Origin of the sequence: Pseudomonas sp. S11P7, assembly GCF_023195435.1 — a bacterium.
GTDB classification, from domain to species: Bacteria; Pseudomonadota; Gammaproteobacteria; order Pseudomonadales; family Pseudomonadaceae; genus Aquipseudomonas; species Aquipseudomonas fluorescens_G.
Genome location: NZ_JALPKS020000002.1, coordinates 3,942,404 through 3,956,231, shown reverse-complemented (window position 1 = coordinate 3,956,231; position 13,828 = coordinate 3,942,404). Strand labels below are relative to the sequence as shown.

Genomic DNA, 13,828 nt, shown 5'->3' with positions numbered 1-13,828 from the left:
CTCCTAGACCGCCGCCGAGCCGACACGGCCCTTGCGCAGTGCATCGATGACCGCTTCTTTCGGACCGTCGGCGACGACCCGGCCGTTGTCCAGCACCAGCAAGCGATCGACCAGGCTCAACATCGAGGTACGGTGGGTGACCAGCAGCAGGGTTTTGCCCTGCACCCATTGATGCAGCTTCAGCCGCAGCTGGTCTTCGCTGCTGTTGTCCATGGCGCTGGTGGGTTCGTCGAGCAGCATGATCGGCGGGTCGAGCAATAACGAGCGTGCCAGCAGCACGGCCTGACGCTGCCCACCGGAGAGCAATTGCCCGCGCTCGCCCACCGGCCGGTCGAAGCCTTGCGGGTGCTGGCGGGCCAGTTCGGTGACGCCGGTCAGCTCGGCCACTTCGAGCATGCGCGCATCGCTGATGTAGCGGGCGCCGAGGGTGAGGTTGTCGCGCAGGCTGCCGGCCAGCAGCGGCAAGTCGTGGGCGACGTAGCCGATCTGTTGGCGCAGGTCGGCCACATCGAGCTGGCGCAGGTCGAGGCCGTCGAGTAGCAGTTGACCTTCTTCGGGTTCGTAGAAGCCCATCACCAGCCGCGCCAGGGTGCTTTTGCCCGAGCCGCTGCGGCCGATGATGCCAACCCGTTCCCCGGTCTTCAGACTGAAACTGACGTTGCTCAGCGCCGGCGCATTCTGGCCGTTGTAATGGAACGTCACGCCGCTGACGTCCAGCGCGCCTTGCAGTTGCGTGCGTTCCAGCGGCCGTTGCTTGCCGTCGCGTTCCTGCGGCAGGGCCATCAGCGCATCGGTGCTTTTCATGGTCAGTTGCGCTTGCTGATAGCGGGTGATCAGCCCGGCGATCTGCCCCAGCGGCGCGAGCACCCGGCTGCCGAGCATGTAGGTGGCGACCAGCGCTCCGACGCTGAGGTTACCGGCAATGATGCCGTAGACCCCGGCGACAATCGTCGCCATCCCGGAAAACTGCTGAATGAACAAGGTGCCGTTGGTCGCCAGCGCCGAAAGATTGCGCGCATGGCTGTCGAGGCGGGTGAGGGCGCCGTGGGTGCTTTCCCATTTGTGCTGGCGCTCGCTTTCGGCGCTGCAGGCCTTGAGGGTTTCCAGGCCGCCGAGGGTTTCGATCAGCAGGGCCTGGCGTTCAGCGCCAAGGCTCAGGCTTTTTTGCACGGTGTCGCGCAGTTTGACCTGAATCACCATGGCGAAAATGATTGTGAGCGGAAACGCCAGCAGCGGAATCACCACCAGCCAGCCACCGAGCAGGCCGATCACCGCCAGCATCAACACCACGAATGGCAGGTCGATCAGGCTGGTCAGGGTCACGGCGGTAAGGAATTCGCGCAGGCCCTGAAAATCATGGATGCTCTGCGCGAACCCGCCGATGGTCGCCGGCCGCGCTTTCATCGACATGCCGGTGATGCGTTCGAACAAGGTTGCAGAGAGGATCACGTCGGTTTTCTTGCCGGCGGTGTCGAGCAAGTGCGCGCGCACCACGCGCAACACCAGCTCGAATCCGGTGCCGATCAACAGGCCGATCGACAGCACCCATAAGGTCGAGGTGGCCTGATTCGGCACCACGCGATCGTAGGTCTGCATGACGAACAGCGGCACCATCAGGCCCAGCAGGTTGATCAGGAAACTGGCGAGAATCGCGTCGCTGTACAGCCATTTCGACAGCTTCAAGGTGTCGCGAAACCACGCCCGCACCCGGGGCACCAGCGGCGCGCGCAGGTCTTCGAGTTCGTGGCGCGGACGGGCGAACAAGGCCTGGCCGCTGTAATGTTCGACGAGCTCTTCGCGACTGACCCATTGCTCGCCACCGTCGGCTTCACTGGGCAGGAGCAAGGCTTTGCCGTCGTCGCCGAAGCGCCGTAGCACCGCCGTGCGGCCGTCGTTGAGCAGCAGCAGGATCGGCAGATTGAGCGGCGAGATGTCTTTCAGGTCACGGCGCAGCAGCCGCGCCTGCAATCCGGCGCGGGCAGCGGCGCGGGGCAGCAGATCCAGGCTCAGACGTTGTTTGTCCAGCGGCAGCCCGGCGCTCAGGCTGGCGCGGCTGACTGTTGCACCGTGCAGTTTGCAGAGGATCAGCAGACCGTCGAGTAACGGATCATCGAAGCTCGCGCGCGGATCGATGCCGGCGACGCCGGTTTCCATGCGGGTCATATTGATTGCCTCTGTTGAACAGGCTCAGGTATTCAGAGCAGCCACTCGATCGTCTGATCGTTCCCACGCTCTGCGTGGGAATGCCTCAAGGGACGCTCCGCGTCCCAGTGACGCAGAGCGTCACGGGCTGCATTCCCACGCAGAGCGTGGGAACGATCAGAGGTGAAGGCGCCTGTGTGGGTTATTTCAACTCAGGCAAGCGCGCCTGGTTTTTCACCTCGGTTGCGGCGATCGCGTCGGCCGGCAACACCACCCGTTGCTTGCTCAGCAACTGACCCATGTTCGCCAGCACGCGGTACATCGAGTATTCCTCGGTGTAGCGGATTTCGGTGTAGCGGCGGTTGGCGTTGTACAGCTCGTTTTCGCTGTCGAGCAGGTCGAGCAGGGTGCGTTGGCCGAGGCCGAACTGGTCTTGGTAGGCGGCGCGGACGCGTTTGGTGGTTTCGGCGTATTCGCGCGCGGTCGGGGTTTGTTTCTTCGCGTTCTCCATGGCGTTCCAGGCCAGACGAATGTTCTCGTTGAGCTGGCGCAGGGCGTTGTTGCGGATGTCCATCGCCTGGTTGATGTCGTGGGCGTTGGCCGCCAGGCGCGCCTTGTCGCTACCGCCGCGGAACAGGTTGTAGTTCATCACCACACCGACGCGCCATTCGTTGTCGTGGCCTTCGTCGCCCTGCACGTTGTTGTTCGCGCCCACCGCGGCTTCGGCGTCGAAGCGTGGGTAGAACGGCGACTTCGCTACTTCGTATTGGCTTTCGGCAGACTGCACGTCAGCCTGGGCCGATTTCAGGTACGGGTTGTTGTCGACCATGCTCTGCTGGGCTTCGCGCAATTCGGTCGGCAGTTCGCCGCGGGTCGAGGCCGGCGTTTCCAGCTCATCGGGCATACGCCCGACCACGCTGTAGAAGTTCGATTCGGCGTCAGCCAGATCGACTTCGGCGGTATCGAGGTTGTTCTGCGCCAGCGCTTTACGCGCTACCGATTGATCGGAGTCGGCCGTGCTGCCGACGCCACGCTCGGTGCGCAGGCCGATCTGGTCGTTGACGCGCAAGTGCGCCTGCAGATTGTTTTTCGCCAGCGTCACCAGTTCGCGACGCTTGAGCACTTCCAGATAGACCTCGATGGTGCGCAGGGCCAGATCCTGCGCGGTGCCTTGCGCGTAATAGGCGCGCGAGTTCGACACGCCTTTGGTGCGTTCGACCTCGTTGGCGGTGTTGAAGCCGTCAAAGATCATCTGCCGCAAACGCAGTTCGGACTGGGTGTAGTTGAGGATTTCGGTGTTGTGGTTGCCGAAGGCCCGGGTGTTGGTGTTGTCGCTGTAGCCGCGACCGTAGGCGGCATTCAGGTCCACGGACGGATAGAAACCGCCCTTGGCCACTTTGACTTGTTCATCCGCCGACAGGCGCGCATCCACGCGTGAAGCCAGTTCCGGGTGAGTGGCAATCGTGCTTTGAATGGCTTCAGTCAGATTCATGGCGTGGGCTTGAGAAGTGCAAGCCATGGCCAGCAAAACCGCGCTGCAGAGGGGGGTTAGAACGCGCATGGGTGCATCTCCCTGGGTCTAAATGTTGTGTTACCGTCGCCAAATATTTGACGTAAATTAACGGTGTTAGCGTTTCACTCTTGTAACATCAGAGCTAAGAACATCCTGAAGCGTAGCTAAGAAAAAATTTTCATAAGGCTTATGCCAAAAAAAACTTATGCGGTTTTGCAAAAGCAGCACATTGTTCAGCTCGAAAGCCTTTGTTTTATGCGCTTTAGGGAGCTCAAAAGGGCTTGAGGAAAGTTCCATTCACTTTGCTTTACACGGCGAAGTACTGCTGAAGGGGAGGGACGCGTAACGGCGAGCGAGCGACAGATTTTTGTCACTCAAGTGATTCACCACCGTTACGTAGCGCTAGTGGGTGTGTTGCCTTGAACAGGGTGCCGAAGTGCTTGAATGCGCTGAAGTTTTCCCACCAAGGAACCCGCGAAACGAACTGTCGAGGGTGCGAGCGTCGCTCCCGACAACCCGATTGAGCCATGGGCTGCTTCGCGAACCAGTGCCGACGGTGGTCGGCAGCGGAGGATTTCACATGGCAACGCTCATCGGTACGGTCACAAAAGTCATTGGTCAGGTGTTCGCGCAGGCAGCGGATGGCAGCAAACGTGCCTTGGTCGAGGGCGATCGTTTGTACGCTGGCGATCAATTGATCACGGGCGCGGAAGGCGCGGTGGCGGTGAAACTGCAAAACGGCGAGCAATTGACCCTCGGCCGCGGCAGCAGCATCACCATGACCGGGCAACTGCTGGCCGATCAGGCGGTGCCGGTGAATGTTGACGAAGCGCAGACCCCGAGCCAGGCGCAGCTGACCGACGTCGAGCAGATCCAGAAAGCCATTGCCGCTGGTGACGACCCCAGCCAGAGCGCCGAAGCCACCGCTGCCGGCCCCAACGCGCCGACCGGCAATACCGGTGAACTGGGCGGCGGTCACAGTTTTGTGCTGCTGAGCGAAGTCGGCGGCCGGGTCGACCCGATCATCGGGTTCCCCACCGCCGGTTTCAACGGCATTCCTGAATTTCCCGAGTATCGCCGCGACGCGGACATCGACAATGGCGATGACGCGCCCGCACCGATCATTGCGCCACCGCCACCGGTGAACAACCCGGTAACGCTGACCGGCCTGGCCGTGCAGGGCGGCGAACTGTCAGTCAACGAAGCCAATCTGCCCAACGGCTCGGCCAGCAACAACGGCGCGCTGACCCAGAGCGGCACGTTCAGCATTTCCGCGCCTGATGGTCTGACCAGCCTGAGCATTGGCGGCATCAACATCATCGTTGGCGGGGTAGCGGTCGGCTTTCCACAGTCGATCACCTCGCAACTGGGCAACACCCTGACCATCACCGGTTACAACCCGGCAACTGGCGTTGTCAGCTACAGCTACACCCTCACCGGCAACGAAACCCATTCGGCCGGTGACGGCGTGAATACCATCAGCGAACAGTTCACCGTGATCGCCGGCGACAGCAATGGCGACACCGCCACGGGCACCCTCGACGTCAACATCACCGACGACGTGCCCAAGGCGTTCGACGACAACAACGGCACCGCCTCGGAAACCCAGTTGACGCTGATCGGCAACGTGCTGACCAACGACGTGCAAGGCGCCGATCGCGTACCGACCGGCCCGGTTACGCCCGGCACCTTCACCGGTACTTATGGCACCTTGGTGCTCAACACCGACGGCACCTACACCTACACGCTCAACACCAGCGACGCGGATTTCAAAGCGCTGACCGGTGGCGGCAATGGCACGGAAACCTTTGCCTACACGATCACCGATGCCGACGGCGATACCAGCACCGCCAACCTCATTCTGCAGATTCACAACAACGACGATCCGGTGATCATCAACGGCCTCGACGTGAACGGCGGTGAACTGACGGTCAACGAAAGCAACCTCAGCGACGGCAGCGCCCCGAATGCCGGCGCACTGACGCAAAGCGGCACCTTTACCATCACCGCACTCGACGGCGTCACTACGCTCACTGTCGGCGGCATCGCCGTGGTCACCAACGGCGTGGCCGCAGGCTTCCCGCAATCGATCACCACACCGCTGGGCAGCACGCTGACCATTACCGGTTTCAACGCTACGACCGGCGTGGTCAGCTACAGCTACACCCTGGTCGACAACGAAGCGCACCCGAACGCCAACGGCACGAATAACCTGCCTGAGCAGTTCGCGGTCACCGTGGTCGATGACAACGGCACCACCGCCACCGGCACCCTCGACGTCAACATCACCGACGACGTGCCCAAGGCGTTCGACGACAACAACGGCACCGCCTCGGAAACCCAGTTGACGCTGATCGGCAACGTGCTGACCAACGACGTGCAAGGCGCCGATCGCGTACCGACCGGCCCGGTTACGCCCGGCACCTTCACCGGTACTTATGGCACCTTGGTGCTCAACACCGACGGCACCTACACCTACACGCTCAACACCAGCGACGCGGATTTCAAAGCGCTGACCGGTGGCGGCAATGGCACCGAAACCTTTGCCTACACCATCACCGATGCCGATGGCGATACCAGCACCGCCAACCTCGTTCTGCAGATTCACAACAATGACGATCCAGTGATCATCAACGGCCTCGATGTGAATGGCGGTGAGCTGACGGTCAACGAAAGCAACCTCAGCGACGGCAGCGCCCCGAACGCCGGCGCGTTGACGCAAAGCGGCACCTTTACCATCACCGCACTCGACGGCGTCACTACGCTCACTGTCGGCGGCATCGCCGTGGTCACCAACGGCGTGGCCGCAGGCTTCCCGCAATCGATCACCACGCCGCTGGGCAGCACGCTGACCATTACCGGTTTCAACCCGGCCACCGGCGTGGTCAGTTACAGCTACACCCTGGTCGACAACGAAGCGCACCCGAACGCCAACGGCACGAATAACCTGCCTGAGCAGTTCGCGGTCACCGTGGTCGATGACAACGGCACCACCGCCACCGGCACCCTCGACGTCAACATCACCGACGATGTGCCCAAGGCGTTCGACGACAACAACGGCACCGCCTCGGAAACCCAGCTGACCCTGACCGGCAACGTGCTGACCAACGACGTGCAAGGCGCCGATCGCGTCCCGACCGGCCCGGTTACGCCCGGCACCTTCACCGGTACTTACGGCACCTTGGTGCTCAACACCGACGGCACCTACACCTACACGCTCAACACCAGCGACGCGGATTTCAAAGCGCTGACCGGTGGCGGCAATGGCACGGAAACCTTCGCCTACACGATCACCGATGCCGATGGCGATACCAGCACCGCCAACCTCGTTCTGCAGATTCACAACAATGACGATCCAGTGATCATCAATGGCCTCGACGTCAACGGTGGCGAACTCACCGTTTACGAGAAAAACCTCAGCGACGGAACCAGTCCCGACACACCGGCCCTGACCCAAAGCGGCACGTTCACCGTCACCGCGCTGGATGGCCTGCAAACCCTGACCGTGGGCGGCATCAACGTGGTGACCGGCGGGGTCGCCGCTGGCTTCCCGCAGTCGATCGTCACGCCGCTCGGCAGCACGCTGACCATCACCGGCTACAACCCGGCCACCGGCGTGGTCAGCTACAGCTACACGCTGGTCGACAACGAAGCCCATCCGAACGCCAACGGTGCGAACAGCATTACCGAGAACTTCAACGTCGTTGCCACGGACACCGACGGCAGCACGGCCAGCGGCCAGATCAACGTCAACATCGTCGACGACTTGCCGAGCGCGTACGCCGACGCTGCGTCAGTGAAGGAGGGCGGCACCGTCAGCGGCAATGTGCTGGACAACGATATTGGCGGCGCGGATGGCCCGGCGGTTACGGGTGCGGTCGTCGGCGTGCGCGCCGGTGCCGACACGTCCACTTCGGCCATTGGCGGCCTCAATTCGCAGATCAACGGCACCTACGGCTACCTGACCCTCGATGCCAACGGCAATGCGGTTTATCACAGCAATCCCAACACCGTGAACGGCCCGGGCGCGGTGGACGTGTTTACCTACACCGTGCGCGATGCCGACGGTGATGAGAGCACCACTACCATCACCATCGATGTTTATAACAGCTGCCTGAAAGCCGTCAGCGACAGCGATGTCACCGTCTATGAAAAAGCCCTCGATCTGAACAAGGACGGCCAGGATCTGGCGGCGGGCAGTGTGGTCGGCAGCGAGCCCGGCAACAGCGGCGAAACCGCGTCCGGCACGCTGGTCGGTTCGGTCACCGGCGCGGTCGGTGCGATCAGCTATGCGCTGGTCGGCAGCGCCAGCGGCAACTATGGGCAGATTCAGCTCAACCCTAACGGCACCTACACCTACACGCTGACTTCGCCGGCGAGCACCACGCCGCAGGCCGACGACGGTGCCAACACCCTGACGGAAACCTTCACTTATCAGGCCACTGATTCACTGGGCAACATCGTCACCAGTACGATTGTGATCAGCGTCGTCGACGACGTGCCGAAAGCACTGAATGACAGCAACGCCAATTCAGCTTCTGAAAACCAGCTGAGCCTCACCGGCAATGTATTGACCAACGACGTGCAAGGCGCCGACTTGGTGGCGAGCGGACCGAATGCCGGACCGATCACCCCCGGCACCTTCACCGGGACTTACGGCACGCTGGTGCTCAACGCCAACGGCACTTACACCTATACGTTGAACACCAACGATGCGGACTTCAAAAACCTCGGCGGCGGGGGCAATGGCAATGAGACCTTCACCTACACCCTGACCGATGCCGACGGCGACACCAGCACCGCGAATCTGGTCCTGAACATCCACAACAATGACGACCCGATCTGCCTTGACGGCCTCGATGTGAAGGGCGGCGAACTCACCGTCTACGAGAAAAACCTCAGCGACGGCACCAGCCCCGATACACCCGCCCTGACCCAGAGCGGCACGTTCACGGTAACGGCCCTCGATGGCCTGCAAACCCTGACCGTCGGTGGCATTGCCGTGGTGACCAACGGTGTCGCCGCAGGCTTCCCGCAATCGGTGGTTTCGCCACTGGGCAGCACCTTCACCGTCACCGGTTACAACCCGGCCACCGGCGTCGTGAGTTACAGCTACACCCTGGTCGATAACGAAACGCATCCGAATGCCAACGGCGCCAACAGCCTCACCGAGAATTTCGATGTCGTCGCTACGGACAACGACGGCAGCAGCGCCAGCGGCCAGATCAACGTCAACATCGTCGACGATCTGCCGACTGCCAACCCGGATGCAGCTTCGGTCGCGGAAGGCGACACCGTCAGCGGCAACGTCTTCAGTAATGATGTGGGCGGCGCTGACGGCCCGGCGATCACCGGCGCAGTGATTGGCGTGCGGGCCGGCGGTGATACTTCCACTGCTGCCATCGGCGGTTTGAATTCGCAGATCAACGGCACCTACGGCTACCTGACCCTGGACGCCAACGGCAACGCCGTCTATCACAGCAATCCCAACGTGGTGAACGGCCCGGGCGCGGTGGATGTGTTCACCTACACCGTACGCGATGCCGACGGCGACGAAAGCACCACCACCATCACCATCGACGTGCACGACAGTTGCCTGATCGCCGCCAGCGATGCTGACGTGACGGTCTATGAAAAAGCCCTCGACCTGACCAAGGATGGCCAGGATCTGGCGCCCGGCACGGTGACCGGTAGCGATCCTGCCAACAGTGGCGAAACCGCGACCGGCACGCTGGTGGGGGCAGTTTCCGGCGGAACAGGCGCGATCACGTATACCCTGGTCGGCAGTGCCACCGGCAGCTACGGGCAGCTGCAGCTCAACGCCGACGGCACCTACACCTACACGCTGACCTCGGCGCCGAAAACCACGCCGAACGCCAACGACGGGCCGAACACCCTGAGCGAAAGCTTCACCTACAAAGCCACCGATGCGCTGGGCAACAGCACCACCAGCACACTGGTGGTGAACATCGTCGACGACGTGCCGAAAGCCGTCGCGTCGGATCGCTCGGTGGCGGCGGTGGAAATCGATTCCAACATTCTCATCGTACTCGACATTTCCGGGAGCATGGCCGACGCTTCTGGCGTTCCCGGCCTGTCACGGCTGGACCTGGCCAAGCAGGCCATCAGCGCCTTGCTCGAAAAGTACGACGACCTTGGCGATGTGAAAGTGCAACTCGTCACCTTCAGCAGTGGCGCCACCGATAGCACCTCGGTGTGGGTTGATGTCGCCACGGCGAAAACCCTGCTCGCCGGGCTCAACGCCGGCGGCGGCACCAATTACGACGCCGCGGTGGCGGTGATGCAGAGCGCGTTCAACACTTCGGGCAAACTCACCGGGGCGCAGAACGTCGGTTACTTCTTCTCCGATGGCAAACCCAACGAGGGCGACATCGGCACGGCCGACGAAGCCGCGCTGAAAAACTTCCTCGATGCCAACAACATCAAGAATTACGCCATTGGCCTGGGCAGCGGCGTGAGCAACGCCAACCTCGACCCGCTGGCGTATGACGGCATCAGCCACACCGACACCAATGCGGTGGTGGTCACCGACCTCAATCAGCTCAACTCGGTATTGTCCGGCACAGTGCAGGGTGCGCCGGTCACCGGCTCGCTGCTCGGCGAGGGCGGTTCGTTCGGTGCCGATGGCGGTTTCATCAAGTCCGTCGTGATCGATGGCACCACCTACACCTACGATCCGAAAGCCCTCAGCGGCCAGGGCTCGTTGACGGCAAGTGGCGGGGCCAATCACGGCACCTTCAACACCGCCAACAACACGCTGAGCATCGCCACCAACAACAGCGGCACCTTGCTGATCAACCTCGACACCGGCGAGTACACCTACACCTCGCAGAAAACCACCGCTGTGGTCATCACCGAGAACATCGGTTTCACCGTCAGCGACAACGACGGTGACCTCGCCAGCTCGACGCTGACCGTCAAAGTGATTCCCAACGCGCCACCCGTGGCGATGGATGATCACGTCATTACCAACGTGCTGTCGGGCAACATCGTGGTGCCGGGTGAACTGTTGCTGGCCAACGACACCGATCCGAACGGCGATACGCTCAACGCCACGCCGACCAGCTTCAATACCGGCTGGATTTCAAAAGCGGCGGACTTCACCGGCACGGGGGCGATCACCTTCAACAACCAGACCAACAACACGGCCAACCAGAACCTCGCCAACGTGCGCAACGCGTTCAATGCCAACGCTGCGACCATGACCGCCGTGCTCGTTGTCACGGGTTATCTCGGCACGGTGAGCAACAGCAACGCCAACGACGAGGACCGCATCACCGTCAACCTGCGCCAGGGCGAAACCCTCAACCTGGATCACAACCTCGATCCCGGCCGGATCAGCATGGAGTACTCGCTCAATGGCGGCGCGTGGATAACCTTGGCGGACGGGCAAACCCTCACCGCGTCGGCCGATGGCGTTTACCAGATCCACATCACCAACATCGCCAACGCCACCGGTAACGGCAACCCGAACGGGGCGGAAAACTATCAACTGACCATGACGTTGAACTACGCCGGAGCCCATGACGTAACCGCGGATTATCACGGCACCTACACTGCCAACGACAACCACGGCGGCAGCGACACGGCCAACGTCAGCATCAGCTATCAGGACGGCCACATCCTCACCGGCACCTCAGGCGACGATGTATTGGTGGCCGGTACTGGCGACAACATCATCAACGCCGGCGACGGCAACGATGTACTCACCGCCGGCAACGGCAACAACGAGCTGCACGGCGGCGCGGGTAATGACTTGCTCTACAGCGGCGCGGGCAATGACCTGCTCGACGGCGGCACTGGCATCGATACCGCCAGCTACGCTCACGCAACGGCCGGCGTCAGCGTCAATCTCGGCCTGCTCGGCGCGCAAAACACCCTGGGCGCCGGCAGCGATACCCTGACCGGGATCGAAAACCTGCTCGGCTCGAACTTCAACGACAGCCTCACCGGCGACAACAACAGCAACGTGATCAACGGCGGCCTCGGCAACGACACCCTCAACGGTGGCGGTGGCGACGACCTGCTGATCGGCGGCCTGGGCAACAACACCCTGACCGGCGGCGCCGGCGCCGACACCTTCCAGTGGCTCAAGGGCAACAGCGGCCACGACCTGATCACCGATTTCACCCCCGGCACCGACAAGCTCGACCTGTCGCAACTGCTGCAAGGCGAAAACGGCAGCACCGCCTCGCTGGACGACTACCTGCACTTCACCGTCAGCGGCAGCGGCGCGTCGGTGATGACCAGCATCGACGTCAGCGCCATGGCCGGCGCCACGCCGAACCAGACAATTGATCTGGCCGGCGTCAACCTTGCCAGTCACTACGGCGTCACGCCGGGGGCGGGTGGCATGGTGGCTGGCGGGCATGACACGGCGACGATCATCAGCGGGATGCTGAATGATCATTCGTTGAAGGTGGATACGGTGTAAGCGCCGTCTGAAACGAAAAAACCGCCGTCCCGGTTATCGGGACGGCGGTTTTTTCTGCCAGAGGGTGCTGCATTGCTCACACGTCCGTCTTCGCGAGCAGGCTCGCTCCCACAGTAGACCGCATTTCAATGTGGGAGCCTGCTTGCAATGGGGCCAGAACTGGCACCGATCATTCGGCAGGTGTGGCAATTATGGGGGCGCCAGTTCAGCAGACTTGTCGGTGTCGGAATGAATATTCATGGCCTGTTACTGGCCCTCATAGGCCGGCTGATAAATGTCCGCCTATCACATGCCAGCCAACGCCTCTTGCCTACGGTCACTTCTTACTAGTGCGAGCGGTTATCCGACGAGCGGTCAATTGCCTGCAATGCATGAGTGGGGCTTCACGGCCTGCGCAACGTCTTCTGCCGCAATATATAAACCGTCACCAGCACCGCACTGGTCAGCATGAACCCCCGCGCCCACGCCATCGGCACCAGATAGCACGAAAACAAGATGCTCGCCCACATCAGCCCGATCGCATAGACCTTGGCCTTGAGCGGAATGCCGTTGCCGTCGAGATAATCGCGGATCCATGGCCCGAGCCGTGGGTGCTCGACCAGCCATTGATAAAAACGCGGAGAGCTGCGCGCAAAGCAGGCTGCGGCGAGCAGGAGAAAAGGGGTGGTGGGCAGGACCGGCAGAAAAATGCCGATCACCCCCAATGTCACGCTGAGCCAGCCGACGGCCAGCAGAATGTAGCGCAACATCAGGGAGCGATTGCCTATGGGGTTGTCCATAGGCCGGGTCTTAGTGGTGACGTGGCTTGAGGATCGCCGGTTTTTCGTCAGGCGCCTGGCACAGCAGGTACAGCGCGGTCAGGGCTTCCGGAATCTGCACGATCATGTCGTCCATCAGATTGGCGTCCTTGGCGATGTCTTCGAACTCGGGCTGTTCGTCGAACAGGCCGGAACCGACCATGATCGGCAAGAGCATTTCGCTGACTTCTTCCTCGGCGGTTTCGAACCAGGCGGCTTCACGCAGGAAAACGCCTTCCATGAAACCGATGCACCAGCCGCGCAGTTCGGAATCGTCCGGCTCTTCGCCCAGATCCAGTTCGCAAGGCAATTCGAATTCTTCATCCGAGGCCAGTTGGCGAGCAATGTGCGCCTTGAGGCCGATCAGCGTGGCTTCGATTTCGGCTCGCTGGGCTTCGTCGCTGTAATGCGGCTCTTCGGCGAACAGGGCGTCGATCCATTCACGCTCCGGGACGTCTTCAGAGCAGATCGACAGCGCGGTCAGGTAACCGTGGGCGGCCACATAATCCAGCGCCTCGTCGTGCAGCTCGTCGGCGTCGAGGAAGACTTGCAGGCGGGTCAGTTGCTCAGCGAAGGACATTACGGGGCTACCTTGGGGAATAAACAATGCGGGAATTCTAGGCCTTCTTGCGCGCTCAAGCCAGCCGCGTGGCAGATTTGCCGCAATTGCTGGACGGTATACAAGCCCATGTGGGAGCGAGCCTGCTCGCGAAGGCGCCGGTCCAGTCAGTGCAATCGAACCTGACACACCGCCTTCGCGAGCAGGCTCGCTCCCACAGGGTTTTGTGTGTGGCAGGTTTATCAGTGTCTTATCAGCGGCACCCTGTGCACGAGAGGCCTCGGGTATACTGCCGCGTTTTGCGCTCCCTGCCCGCGTTGCGCTGGTCATGCAACGGCTTCTTACGTTTTGTTTAAGCGGTC

5 protein-coding genes are annotated in these 13,828 nt (G+C 61.9%); 1 reads left to right on the top strand and 4 read right to left on the bottom strand.

Annotation, left to right across the window (positions count from 1 at the left end):
* Positions 1-3: 3 nt before the first annotated feature.
* The gene (locus M0746_RS18150; protein WP_258450114.1) at positions 4-2,163 is read right to left on the bottom strand and encodes a type I secretion system permease/ATPase; all 2,160 of its coding nucleotides are present in this window, start codon (positions 2,161-2,163) and stop codon (positions 4-6) included.
* Positions 2,164-2,344: 181 nt separating this feature from the next.
* Entirely contained in the window at positions 2,345-3,703 is a 1,359-nt protein-coding gene (locus M0746_RS18145) for a TolC family outer membrane protein (RefSeq protein ID WP_093103615.1), read from the bottom strand.
* A gap of 532 nt (positions 3,704-4,235) precedes the next feature.
* On the opposite strand from M0746_RS18145, the gene M0746_RS18140 reads away from it, so the two are divergent.
* Positions 4,236-12,110, top strand: coding sequence for a retention module-containing protein (locus tag M0746_RS18140; protein WP_258450113.1), 7,875 nt, complete (start codon positions 4,236-4,238; stop codon positions 12,108-12,110).
* A 383-nt stretch (positions 12,111-12,493) separates the two neighbouring features.
* Here the strand turns inward: M0746_RS18140 and M0746_RS18135 are convergent, their stop codons facing one another.
* Both M0746_RS18135 and M0746_RS18130 read right to left on the bottom strand, forming a co-directional pair.
* A complete protein-coding gene (locus tag M0746_RS18135) occupies positions 12,494-12,889 on the bottom strand; it encodes a YbaN family protein (protein ID WP_208938290.1) in 396 nt (131 codons plus the stop codon).
* Between the two features lie 10 nt (positions 12,890-12,899).
* Positions 12,900-13,487 (bottom strand): UPF0149 family protein, encoded by a 588-nt coding sequence (locus tag M0746_RS18130; protein WP_039761053.1) that lies wholly within the window; start codon positions 13,485-13,487, stop codon positions 12,900-12,902.
* Positions 13,488-13,828 lie beyond the last annotated feature (341 nt).

Excerpts from the sequence above, each read along its gene's own strand:
- M0746_RS18150 (WP_258450114.1), bottom strand. The coding sequence starts at position 2,163 with ATGACCCGCATGGAAACCGGCGTCGCCGGCATCGATCCGCGCGCGAGC.
- M0746_RS18145 (WP_093103615.1), bottom strand. The coding sequence starts at position 3,703 with ATGCGCGTTCTAACCCCCCTCTGCAGCGCGGTTTTGCTGGCCATGGCT.
- M0746_RS18140 (WP_258450113.1), top strand. The coding sequence starts at position 4,236 with ATGGCAACGCTCATCGGTACGGTCACAAAAGTCATTGGTCAGGTGTTC.
- M0746_RS18135 (WP_208938290.1), bottom strand. The coding sequence starts at position 12,889 with ATGGACAACCCCATAGGCAATCGCTCCCTGATGTTGCGCTACATTCTG.
- M0746_RS18130 (WP_039761053.1), bottom strand. The coding sequence starts at position 13,487 with ATGTCCTTCGCTGAGCAACTGACCCGCCTGCAAGTCTTCCTCGACGCC.